Here is a 19125-nt window from a genome sequence, read left to right on the forward strand (position 1 = left end):
GCTCAGCTCGCCGCGGCGGTGCGCGTTCCGCTGGGGCTCGCCGCGGGACGGGCTGCCTCAGGCCGCGCCACCCGCCGCCGCGTGTTCGCGTGCCCGCGCCTCGCGGGCCGCGCGGGCCGCCCGCTCGATCGCCTCCAGGGGCGGCCGCGGGATCTCCACCGGCCGGGCCTCGGTCTGTGGTGTCTCCGGCCGCGCGGTCGGTCGGGATCCGTTCGGCCTGGTCGCGCTCGACCGGGGGCCGCCGGTCCGGGCCGGTGCCGCCCCGGCGGACGCCGGCTCGCGGAGCTGATCGGCCCGTCGCTCCAGGCAGGACCGGCACCCGCATTCCGCCGACGACCGGGGGAGACGGTCGAGCCGCCAGGAGAGGTTGTCGATCTCGTCGCCGTCGCCGACGAGCACACCGGTACTGATGATGTGGACCAGATGCAGCGCCAGCGTCACCGGATCCCAGTCGTCCCCACCGAAGATCACCTGGAGCTTGCCGAAGATGTCCAGGTAGTCGGAGGTCGGCCGGCGCATCGCGTTCGCCAGCACGTTGATCACCTGGGTGGCCGCGAGAGTCATCGGGGCCGGCGGCGGCGGGGGCAGCGGCACGGTGGGCGCCGAGGGGTCGTCGGCAGCGTCATCCCGCTCGGCGGAGACAGGCTCCGGCACGTCGGTCACCGGGTCGCGCTCGTCGGGCCCGGCGCCGGGCGCCGCCCTGTACCCGAGAGACCCCGACCCGAGAGATCCCGACCCGGCTGGCCCTGACCAGACTGGCGGGGAGTCGACCGGCGGGGAGTCGACGGACGGCGAGGCTTCGATGAACGGCGCGGGCTGACTCGCGGGCGGTGAGGCCGGCGTAGGCACCGCGCTCGGTGGGGCGGCGGGCGTGCCGACGAAGGCCGTGGGTCCGGCGGGTGCCGAGGGCCCGGCGGGTGCCGACGAGTCGGCGTGCGGGTTGCCGACGGTGACGCTGTCGGCGGCGCCGAGCCGGTCGCCCTCGGCCGGCTGGTCGGCGTACTCCGCCGGGCGCGGCTGCGGATCGCCCGGCGGGACGTCCTGCGTCCGCTGGCCGTCAGGCGGCGGGTTGCCCTGCGCGCTGTCCGGGGAGGAGGAGCGCCTCGACGGGACGATGTCGACGACGATGCCGCTGTCGTCACGGGCCGCGTCGCCGCCCACCGTCGCCATCGCGCGGCTGCGCCGACGCGTCCCGGTCCTGGCGTGTGCACCGGCGCGGGAGCGTCGGGCCCGGCGTCGGGGCGAACTACCGCCCGCGGCAGTCGCGTCGGCGGTCCCGGCCGGGTTCGCGGTCTCGGGGGATTCCACGAGTCGCACGAGGCCGGCCTCGACGGCCGAGTCGGGAATGGTCAGGGCGAACCTGGTCGTCCGGCCGGCGGCCGGGCGGGCGACCGTCGTCAACCAACCCTCCCGCCGCAGCCGCGAGACCTGACGCTGCACGTGGGTCCGGCTGTAGCCGGTCTGCTCCATCAGGGTGAGCAGGCCGGGACCGCTGACGGCCGCGCCGGAGGGCACGATCGGCGGCGCCTGCGCGACGTGGCACGCGAGGGTGCAGGCGACCAGCTTCGCCGCGGAGGGCATCGGCGCCCGCAGCACCGCCCGCTGCCAGCCGCCGCGGTCGGCGATGAGGGTTCCCGGCTCCTGTGCCGCCCGAACCGAAACCAGAGCACCGGGGAGGGTGAGCTGGATGGTGTCCGGCGACACGTGCCTCCTTCCCTGGGCTGGGTCACTCGATGGTGACGGACTGCCCGGATCTGACGCGGTCGCGGCCGGCTGTTCGGGGATCACACCCACCGGAACGGGATCGATGGGTCGTGGGCGGGTCGACGTCTGTTCAGGCACCGTACTCCGCACCGGGTCAAGGGGCTCCTGCGGGGAGCCACCACGCTCACATGAAGAGGACATGACTCCATCACTGCCGTTGGGTGGTCGTGGTGTGACAGAAACATCAAACCGCCGATGACTGCTGCAAAGCAAAATGGAACGCAAAGGGACCACGATAAAGCCACACTCGGAATCGAATAACCAATTGACAGGTGCAAGGAAAATCTTCCGGCAGGAGATTGAAGAGCGCGAAGTAGGTTTCTCTGTAGATTTTCTCCAGGGTGCCTGGGTGAGCATCTGGACATGGGTTGCCCTCGCTTACGGATCGAGCTTGCTGGCGGCCGGGCCCGGACCCGGCCGCACCCGTAACCCGGGGTCTCCCGGCCCCAGCCGGCGACCGCCCCTGGGGACCAGGCCGGTCTCGCGGAACCACCGCCGACTTCGGCCGGCACAGCCGAGCATCGAACGCCAGCGGAGTCCGGCGCCGGGTCGGCCGCCTCCGGTGCGCCCGCCGGCCACCCGAGCCCGATGACCGCCGGGAGGCCCTCCGGCGCCGCCACGACGTGGCCGGCGATCAGGTTCGGGCCGTCGGCGACCGGCAGGCGACCAACGGTGATAAAGCAACCCGCGGGTACCGCCGGAATTACCGTCGAGCGCCTTCCCGAGCAGCACCACAGAGGACCTTTCTCATCCCCGCGCGGACCGCCCCGCACACCCGTGGGTAAACCCGTCGCGACGACCCGCGAGTGCCGCTCCCGACAATGGAGCGACATTCACGACGGCCGTCGACGGCGACCGGGTCCGGTAGTAACGGAATACCAACAAACGACCGACGTGGTCAGGCTCGCCGGCCGCCCCGCCAATCAATGACATTCACCACCACGGCAGATCGGCGACAGCGGGTTCCCCGCCGGTGACATCGCGCGGCGGTGTTCGCCCCCTGTTCGGGCTTACCCCGGAATGCGAAGATCCCAGCCCGGTGGATACCTGGCGATGATCGCCTGCCGGCGGCCGGTGGCCGACGCACTCCCGTCATCCCACACAACCCCGCGCCACGGACGGAAGGTCATCTCGGCATCAGGTGTGGCGGAGCTGGCTCTGGTAGCGCCGCCACCGGCATAACCCACGCGCGGAACTCCGTCCCGAGACGTCCTCCGGACCCAGGCAACTCCGACCCTCCGCCCAGCCAGTCCAGACCGGGCCGCAACATCCACTCCCCCCTGACCAGCAACGGATGCCCGACGTCTGCCACCGGAAAGGCCTCGTGACGAGTTCCGGGATCCGGCCGACGGGGTATCGACCCGGGCGGGTGCGGATCCTCCTGCTCACCGAGGAGGTGGCGGATGACCGACGACATCGTTGTCGGGGTCGATGGCTCCGAGGGCTCCCGCACGGCATTGGCCTGGGGGTTCGCCGAGGCCGAGCGGCAAGGCTGCGGGCTGCGGGCGGTCGTCGGGATCGGCTCCGGGGGGGAGGGCCAGGCGCGGCGGGAGGCCGCGGACGGCCTGGCGGAGCAGGCGGCGCACATGCTGCACCAGACCGTGACGGCGACCGCGCCGGCCACCGCCCGGACCGCGGTGGCCGAGGAGGTCGTGGACCGGCCCGGCGCCGAAGCGCTGCTCACGGTCGGGTACGGCGCCCGCATGATCGTGGTCGGTGCCCGCGGCCGCGGGTTGCTCCACCGCCTGCGGGTCGGTTCGGTCAGCACGTCGGTGGCCGTGCACTCGCCAACCCCGGTCGTGATCGCGCGCGGGGACACCCGGGGGCCTGCCCCGGGTCGGGAGCCGCGGCCGGTCGTCGTGGGCGTGGACGGCTCGCCGAACTCCCTCGCCGCCCTGGGGTGGGCCGCGGCGGAGGCCGACCAGCGTGGGGTCGCGCTGATCGCCGTGCACGCCTGGCTCGTGGCGCTGCCGCTGCCGTTCGCCGCCTCGCCCGGCGAGATCACCCAGGATCTGGAGGACCAGGCCCAGGCCAGTCTCGACGAAACGCTGGCCAGGGTGCGCCCCGCGCTGCCCGCCGGCCTCGACGTCCAGCGCCGGGTGGTGCCGAGCTCGCCGACGCAGGCGCTGCTGACCGCCGGCCGGGAGGCAGACCTGATCGTTGTGGGCGCTCGTGGGCACGGCGGCTTCACCGAACTGCTGCTGGGCTCGGTGAGCCACCAGTGCATGATCCACTCGCCGGTCCCGGTGGCGATCATTCGCCGGGACTGAGATGGCTGGCCGCGGGTCTGGTCAGCGGGTGGCGCCGTACGCGACGGTGCGGGCGTCGGGTACCACCCATGACCACGGATACCACCGCTCGTTGGTCTCGCCGGGCGGCGGATCCCACGGGTTGCGCAGAAGCACCCGGCCACCCCTGACGTCCACCGCGAGCAGGGCATAGGCGTGCGCGGCAGCCAGGCCACCCGGTCGGGTGCGGCTCCTGGTGGTGACGGTGACCGCCGCTCCCCCGCGCAGCAGCCCCGCGAGGTCGGCGACCGCGAACCCGCCGGCGTCGCGATGACCCACCGGACGCCCGGTGAGCGTCCGCAGTCCGTCCGCGGCGCTGCCGTAACCGATCCGCGGATATCCACCGTGCAGGCGGGCGTACGCCTTCTCGTACAGGGCCGGCCACAGTTCCGGCTGGTCCGCGCCGTTGTCGGCGTCCATCGCGAGTTCCTGGACGGAATCGAGCCCACCACCGGCGGTTCCCGGGAGGCGGCGGGCAGGCAGGGTCGCGGTGACCGTCACGGCGACCCCGCCGCCACCACCCGGATGGAGGGTGACGGTGACGGTGCCGTTGGGATTGCGGCGCAGCCCGTCCGCGATCCGGCCGGGATTCTGGTGCGCCACGCCGATCAGGGCCGCTGCCAGGTAGCAGTCGGCGACGCCGCCCTGCCCCACGTCGCCGGGTGCGGCGCCGGCGAGCACCAGGGGATCGCCCGATCGGTCCACCTCGAGCACCGGGCCGGGCCGCCCGTCGCCGGTCGGAATGGGCGCCGCGGGCTCCAACCAGGGCAGCACCCGGACGAGTTCGGCGACCATCGCCCGCGGGGCGCCAGCGAGCAGATCGTCCGCGAGACCAGCCAGCTCGGCGGCCACCAACACCGTGGCTGGCCCGAGCGACGCCATCAGGCGCTCCGCCAGCGCGGCCAGGACTACCAACGGATCGCCCCGCAACGCGCCGATGACACCGGCCCGCTCGGCTCCGGTCAGGCTCGCGAGTCGCGCGCGGGCAGTCCGCAGGTCCGCGACCGTCGGCACCCCACCAGCGGATTGGTGCCGCCCGCGGCCCGAACCCGGCATGAGCAGCGCGAGGAGCCCCGCCGCCAGGCCAAACACCGCCAGCCCAGACTCCGCCAGCCCGGACTCGCCCAGCCCAGACGCCGCCGGCTCGGGACCGCCCGGGCGCCGCGCCGGTCGCAGGATCGGCGCGGCAGCCAGTCGGGTGAGTCCGCGTTCGAGGTCGGCGGCGACCGCGGGCGCCTGCGCCGCGACCGCCCGCAGCCCGCGCCCGGCCGCTGCGGCGTCGAGCCCCACGTCCGCCGGAACGGTCACGGCGGCGCGGTGCGCGGCGCGCCCGGCATCGGTCACCGCGATGCCGACAACCCGCAGCAGCGCCTGCGCCGCGCGACCGGCCCGGCGCAGCCGGGTGGCGAAGGCGGCGAGCTCGATCGGATCGAGTCGGATCACACCGGCCGCGGCCCCCCGCGACCCGGGCTCCGCGGCGGTCACCGCCCCCAGGCACGGCATCTCCACCGGCGGGCTCCCCACCAGTGCCATCCCCACCGGCGGCATCCGGACCGGCGGTGATCCCGCGCCTGACTCCGCGGCGGCCAGTCGGTCCAGCCAGGCCGCTCGGCGGCGCAACGCCTCGGCATCGGCGTCGAGCGCGCGCGCCCAGCCGGTGAGCCTGGTCTCGAGCCGCGCCTGCAGCGGCGAACCACCCGTTCGGAGCACCGCGAGGGCTCCGGCCCCGATTCCGAGCGGCCCGGCGGTCAGCTCGGTCGCGAGGCGCCGCAGGGTCGCGGCGTGGCCGCGCAGGTCCTCCGCCGATCCGGGCGGCAGGCCGGCGCCGGCGGCGGAAGCAGGTCCACAACGCATAGGTCGTCCGTCCGCATCGTCCCCGGCCCGCTGATCGCAGGGTAGGCCGCTGCCTGGTGGCCCACGCCGGCGGCTGCCCGTGGCCCGCGACCCGTGGCGGCTCATCGCGCTAAGGTTTGATCATTTGGTCGGGTGCGTCCGTGTTCCGCGAACACGGCGCCGAGTGTCGGGAGGGTGCCCGTGCCCGAGGCCGTTGTCGTCGCCACGGCCCGATCACCGATCGGGCGGGCCTTCAAGGGCTCGTTGCGTGGCCTGCGAGCGGACGACCTGGCCGCCACGATCGTGCGGGCCGCGCTCGACCAGGTGCCGATGCTGGACCCCACCGGGATCGACGACCTGATCGTCGGCTGCGGGCTGCCCGGCGGCGAGCAGGGGCACAACATCGGCCGCGTCGTGGCCGTCACCCTCGGGCTGGACGGCGTTCCGGGCACCACCGTGGCCCGTTACTGCGCCTCGTCCCTGCAGGCGATCCGGATGGCGATGCACGCCATCCGGGCAGGCGAGGGTGACGTGTTCGTGGCGGCCGGCGTCGAGGTCATCAGTGGATTCGTCCGGGGCAACAGCGACAGCCTGCCGGACACCCAGAACCCGGGCTACGCCGCCGCCCAGGAACGCACGGCCGCGAGCGCCCTGGCCGGCAGCCCGCCGTGGACGGATCCGCGCTGCTTCGGCGAGTTCCCCGACGTGTACATGGCCATGGGCCAGACGGCCGAGAACGTCGCCCAGCTCACCGGGATCAGCCGCGCCGAGCAGGACGCCTTCGCCTGCCGCTCGCAGAACCTCGCCGAGCGGGCGGTTGTCGACGGCTTCTACAAGCGCGAGATCACCCCGGTCCGGCTGCCGGACGGCACGGTCGTCGACAGCGACGACGGGCCGCGGCCGGGCACGACCGTCGAGACCCTGGCCACCCTGTCGCCGGTGTTCCGCCCGGACGGGACGGTCACCGCGGGCAATGCCTGCCCGCTCAACGACGGCGCGGCGGCGATCGTCATCATGAGCGACACCCGGGCGCGCGCGCTCGGGGTGACGCCGATGGCCCGGCTCGTCTCGACCGGAGTCAGCGCGCTGTCGCCGGAGATCATGGGACTCGCCCCGGTGGAGGCGTGCCGACGTGCCCTGGCCCGGGCCGGGATGTCGATCGACGACGTTGACCTCGTCGAGATCAACGAGGCGTTCGCCGCGCAGGTCGTGCCCACCTATCGTCAGCTCGGCGTGGATCTCGCCCGGCTGAACGTGCATGGCGGCGCCATCGCCCTGGGCCATCCGGTCGGCATGACCGGCGCGCGCATCCTGACGACGCTGGTCAACGGCCTACGTAACACCGACACGACAATCGGCCTCGAGACGATGTGCGTCAGCGGCGGCCAGGGCATGGCGCTGGTCGTGGAGCGGATGTCCTGACCGGGCCCAGTCCGGTCCAGTCCGTCGTCGGTCGGTCAGTCGGCGGGGACCTCGCGTTCCGCCGCCGCGGGCGCGTCGGCCGCGGTGACCTTTCGCCGCGCCGCGGACGCCTCCCCCCGGTCGCGGTCGCGGTCCCGGCGGGCTGATGGCAGCAGCCCGGCCGCGGCCGGGCTGCTGTCCACCGCGCTGACGGCGACAACCGGGTCGAGTGGCTGGCCGCGGACGGGCAGCCTTGCCGTGATCGCCCACAGGCGCAGCCGGGCCTGCACCTCGGGCCGGGTGAGCTGCACGGCGGTGACGACGAGCGCCCCGCCGATGATGCCGTCGATCCAGTAGTGGTTCGCGGTGACGACGACGACCAGCGTCGTGATCACCGGATGGATGATGGCGAGCCACCGGGCGCGGGTGCGCAGGATGGTGATGACACCCCACGCTTCCAGGATCGCCCACCCGATGTGCAGGCTGGGCATGGCCGCGTACTGGTTGGCCACGGTGTCGTGCGGCCCGTAGGGCGATGGTCCGAAGACTGCCCCGGTGTCGACGAGATCGACGTCCGGCAGCATCCGCGGCAGGAAGCGCGGCGGCGCCAACGGATAGGCGATGTGAATCAGCAGCGCCGCCCCGGTGGACGCGACAATGACCGTCCGCACCCGACGCCAGGCGGGCCGGTGGAAGATCAGTACCCAGAGCAGGAACAGGATCGCCGCAGGAAAGTGGACCGCGATGTAGAACCGGTTCGCGAACTCCGGCAGATGTGTCGACCGCAGTGCCAGTGCCTGCAACGACGACTCGTTCGGCAGATCGAAGAGCCGCTCCAGGTCCCAGACGCGGCGCGCGTGGTGCAGCGCCTCCGGCTCCCGCCCGACGGCCTCGTGCCGGCCGAGGTCGTAGAGCACGTACAGCGAGGCCAGCAGCACGACCTGGCCGACGACGAACAGGCCCGAACGCAGCAGGGCGATCGCCCGGTCGCGCCCGTGGCCCTGGCCCGAGCCGCCGGCCACCCGGTCGGACCGGGCTGGCGCGTTGAACAACGCCTGGCCGGTAGCGCTCACCATGAGCGGCTCCGCAACATCTGCGCCTCCCCGCGCCGACACGCCCCGTTAACCACTTATTCGTTCCTACCGACCGATCGGTAAGGGCGGATGCGAACGACATGTGAGATAGCGCTCAGTCGGGCGCGCTCTTCTCGGCATATGTCGCTCAACCACATAGCCGCCGCGACTGGGGCAGGGCGGGCGATCCGGGCCTGTGCAGCACGTTTCTTACCCGGACATTAACGACAGGGAACCCACACCCATCGGTTTCTCCACGCAGAACTGACGACGAGACCGACCTGTCGGACTTCCGACAGGCGGTCGGTCAGGCCTCCGTCACCCGCACCACCGTTGGCCAGCGAAAGGTTGACACGGATGCGTTACGTGTTCAGAGTGGCTGCGTTCGCCGTCAGTGACTACTCATGGCACTTAGGTGGTCTCGTACGGAGTTCGTCCAAGGATCAGAGTCCGGAGCTGTACCCGCCCGAGTGTGACTTGCGTTATACATCCAGAAGTGCGGGCCTCGGATCTCCCGCGCTCGCGCCGGTCCGGAGGCCATCGATGACTCCGGAGCGTGCCCGATGCCCCCCAGCACCAGCTCAGCAGACGACTCGCCGAGCCGTCCCGAGCCGACAACGGACCCGACCTCGTCGCCTCGCGCGCGGCTGACCCGCACCGGCCGGCGACCCGCCGTGGTCGCCCTGGTGATGCTGCTCGTCACCCTCGGCCTCGGGTTCGGGCTGACCCGGCTGGAGTTCACCACCAGCCAGGACAACTACCTCGACAGCGGTTCCCGGATCGCCCGGGACAACGTCGAGTACCAGTCCCTGTTCGGCGGCGAAGCGATGATCACCCTGTTCACCGTCGCGCCGGGATCCCACAGCACCGACCTGTTCACCACGCGCAACGTCAAGCAGTTCCAGGACCTGCAGAAGAAGCTCGACGCCGACCCGCGGATCGAGTCCGTGGTCACCCCGCTGACCGCGCTGGAGTTCACCGACAACCTGGTGCGCGGGCAGGGCGGCAACGCGCTGAGCAGCCCGGCCGCCGGCATCCTGCTGCGCGCACAGAGCCGTGATCCCGACAAGGCGTCCGCGCAGCGCCGCCTCGCCGACTCGCTGCGGACCCTGCAGCGGATCAACGCGGTCCCCGCGGCGCGGCGGACCCTCGACAACCCGGCCTGGGTCGACGTCCTGCTGCACGACAACACCGGTGCGGTGCGCAGGTCGCTGGAGCCGTTCTTCCCGACGACGTCCACCGCGCAGATGGTCACTCGGCTGCGGGGCAACTCGTCGCTGACCCAGGAGGGCGACGGCGCCCGCGTGGTCGAGCAGGCCACCGCGGGGCTGACCTTCGACCACGCCCAGGTGATGACCACCGGCGCGCCCGTCCTGCTCCGGAACATCAACGACTACCTGCGCGGCGGGTTCCTCACCCTCGGGGCCCTCTCGCTGGTGCTGATGGCCGGGCTGCTGCTGGCCGCGTTCGCGGTGCGCTGGCGGCTGCTGCCGCTCGGCGCGGTCGCCGTGGGACTCGTCTGGGCCTTCGGTCTCGCCGGCTACGTCGGGGTGCCGCTGTCGGTGGTGACGATCGCCGGCCTGCCCGTCCTGCTCGGCGTGGGCATCGACTTCGCCGTCCAGCTGCACAGCCGGATCGAGGAGGAGGCCCAGCTCGACCGGGCCCGCAGCCCGGTCGCCGCCGCGCTGGTGGGGCTGCGCTGGCCGCTGGCGGTCGCGACGGTCGCCGCCGTGCTCTCGTTCCTGGCGCTGGAGTTCAGCCAGGTCCCGATGATCCGGGACTTCGGAACGCTGCTGGCGCTCGGCCTGCCGGTCATCGTCGTCGCCACCGTGCTGCTGCTCGCCGCGACGCTCGGCGTCCGGGAGCGGCGTCGGCCCACCGCGGCGCGCGACTACACCCACGGCCCGCTCGGGCGGCTCGTCATCCGGCTCGGCGGCCTGCCGCGGATCACCGCCATCCCGCTGGTCGTCGCCGCGGTGGCGATCTTCGCCGGCGGCATCGCCGCGGATGGCCGACTGACCATCCAGACCGACCCGGAGAAGTGGGTCAACCAGCACAGCCAGGTCATCAAGGACATCAACACGCTGCGCGCGCGCAGTGGCTCGGCCAGCGAGCTCGGCGTCTACGTGCAGACGCCGAACGTGTTCGACGACGCGACCGCCAGCTTCGTCGGGCGGTTCGCCAACACCCAGCTCGACACGCACCGCAGCGACCTCGTGGACGCCTCCAGCCTGGTGACGATCGTGAGCTACCTGATGGAGGTGCCGAACACCTCGACGATCATGCCGACCGGACAGGACATCCGCGCCGCCTATGCCGTCGCGCCGCCCGACATCCAGCGCAGCACCGTCAATCTCCAGCACAACGCGCTGAACGTCATCTTCCGGACCGGTTCGGGCTCGCTGGAGCGCCGGGCCGCGGTCGTCGCCGACATCCGGGAGAAGACCCGGCCGCCGGCCGGTGTCCGGGCCACACCGTCCGGGCTGGCCGTCATCGGCACCGGCCTGGTGGCGAGCTTCCAGCACAACCGGGCCGAGCTGACCTACTACGCGCTGCTCGCCGTTCTCGTCCTGCTGCTGGTGGTGCACCGCAACCTGGTGCGGGCGACGCTGTCGCTGGTGCCGGTGCTCATCGCGGTCGGGCTCAGCTCGATCGTCGCGCTGCTGATCGGGGTCGACCTGAGCCCGCTCACCGCCGTGAGCGGGCCACTGATCATCGCATTATGCACCGAGTTCACGACTCTGCTCGTCTTCCGACACCTGGAGGAACGGAACCATGGGCGCGACCCGCGGCAGGCGGCGGACCGGACCGCCGCCCGCACCGGCCGGGCGTTCATGGTCTCCGCGATGGCCGCCGTCATCGGCGTTGGCGTGCTCGCGCTCAGCTCGCTGCCGCTGCTGCGCGACTTCGGCCTGCTGGTCGCGTTGAACGTGGCGGTCGCGCTGCTGTCCGCGCTGGTGATCCTGCCGCCCGTTCTCGTGTGGGCCGACGAACACGGCTGGGTATATCGTCCGCATGGGCGTCAGCAAGCGACAAATGTGGATGAAACCGGATATCCAGCAACGGGGAGTAGCGCGAACGGTCGAGGCATCCCCGGTGTCGAGGACCGGGCGGGCGCCACTGCCGCCGGTGCCGGCGAGCCCTCACCACCCGCCGTCTAGGCAGCTCAACGGCCTCATCGCGGAGCGCCGACGAGGGCCCGGACACCGGCCCTCGCGCCGGCCGGTGGTGACCGGCCGGCGCTCTCGCGCGCCCGGACCGGTCTTCGTTCCAAGGCCGGTCTGTGGCACGCTCAGGACGCGTGTTCCGGGGTTGGCGCAGTACGGCCACCGCCGCCGGCGGGTGGTTCCCGGGACGAGACACCCGCCACCCAGGCTCGGCAGCCGCCCGAGCGTCGAAGGAGAAGAATGAGTTTCGAGTTCAAGGTCGCGGACCTGGCGCTGGCCGAGTTCGGCCGCAAGGAGATCCGGCTCGCCGAGCACGAGATGCCCGGCCTGATGGCCACCCGCGCGGAGTACGCCGCCAGCCAGCCGCTCAAGGGCGCGCGGATCATGGGCTCCCTGCACATGACGATCCAGACCGCCGTGCTCATCGAGACCCTGGTGGCGCTCGGCGCCGACGTCCGCTGGGTCTCGTGCAACATCTTCTCCACGCAGGACCACGCCGCCGCCGCGATCGTCGTCGGCCCGAACGGGACCAAGGACGACCCGCAGGGCGTGCCGGTCTTCGCCTGGAAGGGCGAGACGCTGGAGGAGTACTGGTGGTGCACCGACCAGGCACTGGCCTGGCCGGACGGCGGCGCCCCGAACATGATCCTGGACGACGGCGGCGACGCGACCCTGCTCGTCCACAAGGGCGCGCAGTTCGAGGCGGCCGGCGCCGTGCCGGCGACGGACCCCTCGGACGTCGAGGAGTACGCGATCATCCTTGACACGCTGCGGCGCACCATCGCCGAGCGCCCCGGCCGCTGGACCGAGACGGCGAACTCCGTCAAGGGCGTGACCGAGGAGACCACGACCGGCGTGCACCGTCTCTACGAGATGGCCAAGGCCGGCACGCTCGCCTTCCCGGCGATCAACGTCAACGACTCGGTGACGAAGTCGAAGTTCGACAACAAGTACGGCTGCCGCCACTCCGTCATCGACGGACTCAACCGCGCCACCGACGTCCTCATCGGCGGCAAGATCGCCCTCGTGGCCGGCTACGGCGACGTCGGCAAGGGCTGCGCGGACGCGCTGCGCGGCCAGGGCGCCCGGGTCATCGTCACCGAGGTCGACCCGATCTGCGCCCTGCAGGCGGCCATGGACGGCTTCCAGGTCACCACCCTGGAGGAGGTCGTCGGGACCGTCGACATCTTCGTCACGACGACCGGCAACTTCAACATCATCCGCGCCGACCACATGGCCGCGATGAAGCACCAGGCGATCGTGTCCAACATCGGGCACTTCGACAACGAGATCGACATCGCCGGCCTGACGAAGACCCCGGGCATCGAGAAGATCAACATCAAGCCGCAGGTCGACGAGTGGGTGTTCCCGGACGGGCACTCGATCATCGTGCTGGCCGAGGGCCGGCTGATGAACCTCGGTTGCGCCACCGGCCACCCGAGCTTCGTGATGTCGAACAGCTTCACCAACCAGGTGATCGCCCAGATCGAGCTGTTCACCAAGACGGAGGCCTACCCGGTCGGCGTCTACGTGCTTCCCAAGCACCTCGACGAGAAGGTCGCCCGGCTGCACCTCAGCGCGCTGGGCGTCAAGCTCACCGAGCTCACCAAGCAGCAGGCCGACTACATCGGCGTGCCGGTCGAGGGCCCCTACAAGGCGGACCACTACCGCTACTAGTCGTTATTGCTGGTGGTCGTTATTGCTGGTAGCAGCTGACGCTGCAGGTCGCCGTCCCGCCGCCCGCCGAACATCCGGGGCGGCGGGGCGGCGTTTTTTGTCGGGCGACAACTTCTGTCGGGCGACAACTTCTGTCGGGCGACAACTTCTGTTCCGCGCCGGCTGCTTTTCCGTTCCGCGTCCGCGGCTGCTTCCGCGACGAGGTGGGTCAGTGCCCGGTGTTGGCCGGGACCGCCGCGACCGGAGCGGGCACCGGGGCGGGCACCGGGGCGACGGGCGTCGATCCGGTCGGGGCGGCTGCTGGCGGCGGGGAGACCGCCGGCGTGGGCGCCGGGCCGGGGGCGCGCTTCGTCCGGTTCGTCGGCGACCAGCAGACCGCGGTCCACCCCGGGTCGACAGCCGGATCCGACAGGTCGTACCAGCCCTGCGGCAGGAACGATCCCCACTTCACCGGCGGCCCGCCGAACCCGTTACCGCCGGTGGGCCGCGGCACGCCGAAGGTCGCCACGCCGTCCGGGCAGCCCATGTGCTCGACCCGGAAGGACGGCTCGCCCGCCGCCGGCCCGCGGCCAGGTCCCGTGCGGCACAGCAGATCCGTGGACGGCGGCCAGGACTGCGCCACGTGCGCGTAGTAGCCGCCCTGCAGGTAGGTCATCCCCCCGGAGGGCTGACCCGGCTCCGGCGGGACGCTGACGTAACTGATCTGGTTGCTCGGGCAGCTCGCCCAGGACGCGCCACCGGCTTCGGCGGTCCCGGCGCCGCCCACGGCGACCAGCCCGCTCACGGCCACCATGACGCTGGCGGCGACGAACGAGGAGCGCATGCGGCGCAGGCGGCGAGCGGGCTGTGGAGGACGGTCGGCGGAGTTCGGCGGACTGACGGCGGACGGCCCCCTGCCGCCGGGCCGTCCTGGCGATGCGGCAAACGACACTGAATGCCTCCTTCTCGAACCCTGCCGCGGAACGACCGTCGGCACAGCGGCCCGCACGGGAGCGGAGCACCCGTTTCCATATTTTGGCGCGGGATTCCCGTAAATAAAACAGCAATCAGCCATCAGGATAGCGGTGGTTGTCGGTACGTTGAGGCATCACGGGGCGATCGGGACCATCGTGTCGCGTCGCCCGGAGAGTGATTCGGCATCGCCATGGCAGGTTGATGATCCGCATCAGGTCGGTTCCGGCATCCCGGTTCACCGCACCCGCGTTCAGCAGTTCCCCTCGCCCGGGGCATCCGGGTCCGGCGGCAACGTCCGGCGATACTCGATTTCGGTGGTCGCCGAAAGGTCGTGGAGGTCGCGGGACCGCCCGGTGGCGACGTAACCCAACCGGCCGTACAGGCGATGCGCGTCGGTGAAACGGGTGTCCGTCCACAGCCCGAGGTCCACGATGCCCCACCGCCGCGCCTCCCGCTCCGCCCGGCGCACCAGCGTGGCGCCGAGCCCACGCCGCCGCGCCGCCGCGGCGACATAGAGCGTCTTCAGCTCCGCGGTGGGCGCCGCCCCGGCGCCCGCGGTCCCGGGGTCGGGCCGCCGAACCCACACGGCGATGCTGGCGAGCAGGCGTTCGGCCGACTCCGGACCGGCCGGCTCGGCGGGAATGACCCACATGGCCCGCCGCGGGCCGCCCGGCGGCGGGTCGTGCGCCGCGGCGGGCGCGCGCAGCCAGGGCTCCTCGGCGTCGACATCGAGAACGCAGCCCGGGTACTCCGACCACACCGTCCCGATCAGGTCCTGCAGGGCGGCCGCGTCGCGGTCGAGCACCCGACGCAGGCCTGGTGCCAGGTCGCGGCGCATCCACACGTGCTCGATGCCGGCCTCCACGTCGGACTCGCCGACGACGCGGTACCCCTGCCGGCCGTAGAAGGCGGCGACCCGGGTCTGGGCGTGCAGCTCCACCGCCGCCAGGCCGCGCTCGCGCGCGCGTTCCAGCAGCGCCGCGGTGACGAGCAGGCCGAGGCCCCGGCCGCGCCAGGCGGCGGCGACGGCGACCCGGCCGATGACACCGACCGGCTCCGCACCGGTATCGCCCGGTTCGCCGGCCCGGCGGGGGTCCGGATCCAGCAGCCGGCCCGTCGCCACGGCGGCGCCGCCGGGACCCAGGGCCACAGCGTGGTCGGCGGCGGCATCGCGGCCGTCGAGCTCCAGCTCGGCCGGGACGCCCTGCTCCCCGACGAACACCGCGCGCCGCAGGTCGAGCACCGCGGCCGGGGGCAGGCCGCGGACGAGGACGACGGGCGGAAGGAGGCTGTCGACGGCCGCCGGATCCACCCGAATTCCGGGCTCGTCACGGGCTCCGGGCACAGGGCGGCAGTCTAGGCCGCCGCGTGGGTCGTCGTCACAGGCTCACTGAAAGCAGTTAATCCGATGACTGATCCCGACACGGAAAGCAACCAGGTCGGGCGTCTATCCCAAACTCCGCCCGCCATCATCCGGCGATATGCACCCAAGGTCGCCGGATGAACGCTCACCGCGCCAACGACCGTCCGCTCGCGAGCGCGACTGGCGGTTCACAGGTTCCGCGGCCGACGGGTGTGGGCATCCTGCCCGATACGGACCGAAGCGGATACACGCCGACATCAACCAACCCGGTATCGTGGCCAACCCGGCAAGGCGGGTAGAAAGCAACCCAGCACTCGCCAACGCGACACTCACCACCAGGACGACATCTGCCCGCAGCCAACGTTCGACTCGTGCAACATTACGAATACGACCACAACCGGCCAAGAGGAAGCAAACCGGCATCGTGATTTTCCAGACGACAACCCGGCGTGACGGCACGTACGCAGCGGAGGGCCACTGACGATGGCGGCGACCCTCTACCCGCCGGCCCGTCTGCGGCCGGTGCGGAACACCTCGGGGACCATGGTGCAGCCCACCCGTGGCCTCATCGCCCATGTCCAGGTCGGCACCGGATCGTTGTTCTCCTGGTTCGACAACTCCGCCAGCCAGGTCAGTTCACATCTGTGGCTGTCAAGGTCGGGAAGCTTCGAGCAGTACGTCCCCTTCGATCAGCGGGCCTGGGCCGAGGCCGCCGGAAATCCTTACTGGATCTCCTGCGAATGCGAGGGCTTCGAGACCGAGGACTACACCGACGTCCAGGTGACCCGGCTGGCCGAACTGTTCCGCTGGGGCATGAACGAGTTCGGCTGGAAAGCAGAGATCGCCGATTCCCCGAACGGGTACGGCCTCGGTACACATCGCATGGGCGGGGCCGCGTGGGGGGGCCACAGCTGTCCCGGTGACATTCGGGCTAACCGCCGCCGCGACATTCTCTCACTGTCACTGGGCAACAACGCTCTGACGATCGACCCGCGGGACCGTTATGCCGGCCGCCCGACCCTTCGGGAGGGCGCGCGCGGCGCGGACGTGGTGGAGCTGCAGAACGCGCTGAACGTCATCTTCGGCCACGAGTCGCCCACCGGCGACCCCAACCGGATCGAACCGGACGGAGTGTTCGGCCCGCGCACCACCGCCAGAGTGGCCTCACTGCAGCGCTACGCGTCGCCGTGGTTCGGCCGCGTCCCGGACGACGGCATCTGCGGCCCCGGCACCTGGAAGAAGATCGGCTGGATCCTGACCGGGATGAACCGCACCATCTAGCCCGCCAGACCGCTAGCCCGGCCCGCCGTCGCCAGCGTGCGCGGCGAGGTCCGCGCCGGCCATCCGCAGCCAGTGCAGTGGATCGGCCATGGCCGCGTCGGCTCCGCCGGCGAGCCTGGCCAGCGCGACGTCGACGCGAACGCCCGCTGGCCGCGGGGCGTCGAGCTGGCCGGCGACGATGAGCACCGGCACGGCGGCGTCGCGGGCCAGGGCCAGCAGGCCACCGACGACCTTCCCGTCAAGCGAGGTCCGGTCGAAGCGGCCCTCGCCGGTGATCAACCAGTCTGCCTCGGCAAGTGCCGCCGGCAGGCCCGCCACCTCGGTGATCGTCCGCAGTCCGGACACCAGCTCGGCGCCCCAGGCGGCGGCGAGACCGTAGGCCGTGCCACCGGCCGCGCCGGCTCCTGGCGCGGCCGGGTCGCCGCCGAGCAGGTCGGCCAGGCGACGCAGCCCCGCGTCCAGCCGGGCGACCTCCTCGGGGCCCGCCCCCTTCTGCGGCCCGAACACCGCCGCGGCCCCCGTCGCCCCCAGCAGTGGCGCGGCGACGTCGACGAGGCAGCGCACCCCCCCGGGCGGACGGGGCGGCAGCCGGCTCACGTCGACTGTGGCCAGCTCGACCAGCGCGCCGCCACCGGTGGGCAGCGCCACGCCGTTGGCGTCAAGGAAGCGGGCACCGAGCGCGGCGAGGGCTCCGCTGCCCCCGTCGGTCGACGCCGAGCCGCCGAGGGCGACGAGGATCTCGCGGGCCCCGCTGGCCAGCGCGGCCGCGAGGGCCTGGCCGACCCCGATGGTCTGGGCGCCGAGCGGGTCCGGCCCGCCCATCAGCGGCAGCCCGCTGACCCGGGCCAGTTCGACCACCGCGACGCCGTCCGGCAGCGCCAGCCAGGCGCCGTCGTGGCGGCGCCCGTCGGGGCCCGTCACCCGCACCACCTGGTGCACCGCGCCGGGAACCGTGGCGGCGAAGACGTCGAGGGTGCCCTCACCGCCGTCAGCGACCGGCAGTTCGACGATCTCGTCGCCGGGGCGCCGCGACCGCCAGCCCGCCGCCAGCGCCGCGGCGGCCTCGGTGGCGGAGGCAGACCCCTTGAAGGAGTCGGGGGCGATCACGACCCGGCGCCCCCGCGCGGGCGACATGCGGCTCAGCCGTTGACGGGCATCGCCGACGGCGCGGGGGACGGGGCCGGCTCGGCATCCGCGAGCCAGGCATCGATGCCCGCGAGCGCGGCGACGCGCACCGGATCGGGAACCGCGCCAGCCAGCACCGAGCTGCGCGCGCAGGCCGCGAGCGCCTCGTCCGACAGCCCGAGCTCGCGGCGGCACAGCTCGTACTCCGCCAGGCACGTGGGCCCGAACAGCAGCGGGTCGTCCGCGTTGATCGAGCAGCGCACGCCGGCCCGCAACAGTTCGGGCAGCGGGTGCGCGGCCAGCGACGGCACGACCGACAGCAGCAGGTTCGAGGTCGGACAGACGTCCAGGCAGATCTCGCGTTCGAGCAGCAGATCGACGAGCGCCGGGTCCTCGACCGACCGGATGCCGTGCTGGAGCCGGTCGGCGCGCAGCGTCTCGATCGCGCCCCGAACGGAGGCCGGGCCGTCCAGTTCACCGGCGTGCGGGGTGGACAGCAGGCCGCCGTCGACGGCGACGCGGAACGCGGCCTCGAACGGCTCGGGCGGCCAGCCGTTCTCGTCGTTGTGCAGGCCGAGCCCGACCACGCCCTGGTCGGCATACCGCAGCGCCGTGCGGGCCACCTCGACGGCCTGCTCGGACGAGTCGAAGACCCGGTCGACGGCCGCCATCCAGCGAACGGTGACGCCGTGGCGGGCGGCGGCCAGCTCCGACCGGGCCAGCACCGCCTCCCAGGCCGCCTCGGCGGAGCCGAAGACGCCGAGATGGGCGTACGGCCAGAAGCTGGGTTCGAGGTAGACGACGCCCTCGGCCGCCGCGTCGGCGACCATCTCGTCGACCAGCCGCTCGAAGTCCTCCTGCTGGCGGAACACCGGCAGGATGCCGCCGATCACGTCGCTGAACCCGCCGAACTCGCTGAAGCCGGTGGTGCGCGGCGTCGGGATGCCGGCGGCGGCGGCCAGGTCGGCCAGCGTCGACGGCCGCATTCCCAGCTCGAAGTGCAGATGCAGATGACCCTTGGGCAGGGAGCGCAGATCCCGCATGACCGGAACCTATGCCGACCGGCGGTGGGCAGGCCCGCGGGGGGCGGGATTGTTACCGCGTTTTCATGTCCCGCGCCGGGGCGCCGGGGGGGCCCGCCCGGGACGAGGGGGGGGGGCGGCGCCCCCGCCGCGGGGCGCCGCCGGCCCCCCCCCCCC

12 protein-coding genes are annotated in these 19125 nt (G+C 72.6%); 5 read left to right on the forward strand and 7 right to left on the reverse strand.

From position 1 onward, the window contains the following. Positions 1–57 precede the first annotated feature (57 nt). Positions 58–1704, reverse strand: coding sequence for a hypothetical protein (locus MXD60_RS01140; protein ID WP_248816832.1), 1647 nt, complete (start codon positions 1702–1704; stop codon positions 58–60). Positions 1705–3167: 1463 nt separating this feature from the next. On the opposite strand from MXD60_RS01140, the gene MXD60_RS01145 reads away from it, so the two are divergent. Then, positions 3168–4034 (forward strand): universal stress protein, encoded by an 867-nt coding sequence (locus MXD60_RS01145; protein WP_248816833.1) that lies wholly within the window; start codon positions 3168–3170, stop codon positions 4032–4034. A 21-nt stretch (positions 4035–4055) separates the two neighbouring features. Here the strand turns inward: MXD60_RS01145 and MXD60_RS01150 are convergent, their stop codons facing one another. Further along, positions 4056–5906 (reverse strand): C2 family cysteine protease, encoded by a 1851-nt coding sequence (locus MXD60_RS01150; RefSeq protein ID WP_248816834.1) that lies wholly within the window; start codon positions 5904–5906, stop codon positions 4056–4058. 180 nt (positions 5907–6086) lie between these two features. Between MXD60_RS01150 and MXD60_RS01155 the strand changes: the two genes are divergently transcribed. After that, positions 6087–7307: an acetyl-CoA C-acetyltransferase gene (locus tag MXD60_RS01155; protein ID WP_248816835.1), complete on the forward strand. Its 1221-nt coding sequence runs from the start codon at positions 6087–6089 to the stop codon at positions 7305–7307. A gap of 35 nt (positions 7308–7342) precedes the next feature. On the opposite strand, the gene MXD60_RS01160 is transcribed toward MXD60_RS01155, so the two are convergent. After that, a complete protein-coding gene (locus MXD60_RS01160; protein ID WP_248816836.1) occupies positions 7343–8362 on the reverse strand; it encodes a phosphatase PAP2 family protein in 1020 nt (339 codons plus the stop codon). Between the two features lie 560 nt (positions 8363–8922). On the opposite strand from MXD60_RS01160, the gene MXD60_RS01165 reads away from it, so the two are divergent. Both MXD60_RS01165 and ahcY read left to right on the forward strand, forming a co-directional pair. After that, a complete protein-coding gene (locus tag MXD60_RS01165; protein ID WP_248816837.1) occupies positions 8923–11520 on the forward strand; it encodes an efflux RND transporter permease subunit in 2598 nt (865 codons plus the stop codon). 246 nt (positions 11521–11766) lie between these two features. Next, positions 11767–13203 (forward strand): adenosylhomocysteinase, encoded by a 1437-nt coding sequence (gene ahcY / locus MXD60_RS01170; RefSeq protein WP_248816838.1) that lies wholly within the window; start codon positions 11767–11769, stop codon positions 13201–13203. A 208-nt stretch (positions 13204–13411) separates the two neighbouring features. Here the strand turns inward: ahcY and MXD60_RS01175 are convergent, their stop codons facing one another. Both MXD60_RS01175 and MXD60_RS01180 read right to left on the reverse strand, forming a co-directional pair. After that, on the reverse strand, positions 13412–14134 hold the full coding sequence (locus MXD60_RS01175; protein WP_248816839.1) for a hypothetical protein: 723 nt from the start codon (positions 14132–14134) through the stop codon (positions 13412–13414). A gap of 273 nt (positions 14135–14407) precedes the next feature. Further along, a complete protein-coding gene (locus tag MXD60_RS01180; RefSeq protein WP_248816840.1) occupies positions 14408–15502 on the reverse strand; it encodes a GNAT family N-acetyltransferase in 1095 nt (364 codons plus the stop codon). A 501-nt stretch (positions 15503–16003) separates the two neighbouring features. Here MXD60_RS01180 and MXD60_RS01185 point away from each other — a divergent pair. Continuing rightward, the gene (locus MXD60_RS01185) at positions 16004–16801 is read left to right on the forward strand and encodes a peptidoglycan recognition protein family protein (protein WP_248816842.1); all 798 of its coding nucleotides are present in this window, start codon (positions 16004–16006) and stop codon (positions 16799–16801) included. Between the two features lie 12 nt (positions 16802–16813). On the opposite strand, the gene MXD60_RS01190 is transcribed toward MXD60_RS01185, so the two are convergent. Together MXD60_RS01190 and add are read right to left on the reverse strand one after the other, a co-directional pair. Next, entirely contained in the window at positions 16814–17935 is a 1122-nt protein-coding gene (locus tag MXD60_RS01190; RefSeq protein WP_248816844.1) for a glycerate kinase, read from the reverse strand. A 5-nt stretch (positions 17936–17940) separates the two neighbouring features. Then, complete coding sequence (gene add / locus MXD60_RS01195; protein ID WP_248816846.1) at positions 17941–18969, reverse strand: adenosine deaminase; 1029 nt, start codon at positions 18967–18969, stop codon at positions 17941–17943. Positions 18970–19125: the final 156 nt, after the last annotated feature.

The organism is Frankia sp. AgB32 (assembly GCF_023243045.1).
GTDB lineage: Bacteria > Actinomycetota > Actinomycetes > Frankiales > Frankiaceae > Frankia.

Bases quoted from the DNA above. Each gene is read 5' to 3' on its own strand.
- MXD60_RS01145 (WP_248816833.1), top strand. From the start codon at position 3,168: ATGACCGACGACATCGTTGTCGGGGTCGATGGCTCCGAGGGCTCCCGC.
- MXD60_RS01160 (WP_248816836.1), bottom strand. From the start codon at position 8,362: ATGGTGAGCGCTACCGGCCAGGCGTTGTTCAACGCGCCAGCCCGGTCC.
- MXD60_RS01185 (WP_248816842.1), top strand. From the start codon at position 16,004: ATGGCGGCGACCCTCTACCCGCCGGCCCGTCTGCGGCCGGTGCGGAAC.
- ahcY (WP_248816838.1), top strand. From the start codon at position 11,767: ATGAGTTTCGAGTTCAAGGTCGCGGACCTGGCGCTGGCCGAGTTCGGC.
- MXD60_RS01150 (WP_248816834.1), bottom strand. From the start codon at position 5,906: ATGCGTTGTGGACCTGCTTCCGCCGCCGGCGCCGGCCTGCCGCCCGGA.
- MXD60_RS01190 (WP_248816844.1), bottom strand. From the start codon at position 17,935: ATGTCGCCCGCGCGGGGGCGCCGGGTCGTGATCGCCCCCGACTCCTTC.
- add (WP_248816846.1), bottom strand. From the start codon at position 18,969: ATGCGGGATCTGCGCTCCCTGCCCAAGGGTCATCTGCATCTGCACTTC.
- MXD60_RS01165 (WP_248816837.1), top strand. From the start codon at position 8,923: ATGCCCCCCAGCACCAGCTCAGCAGACGACTCGCCGAGCCGTCCCGAG.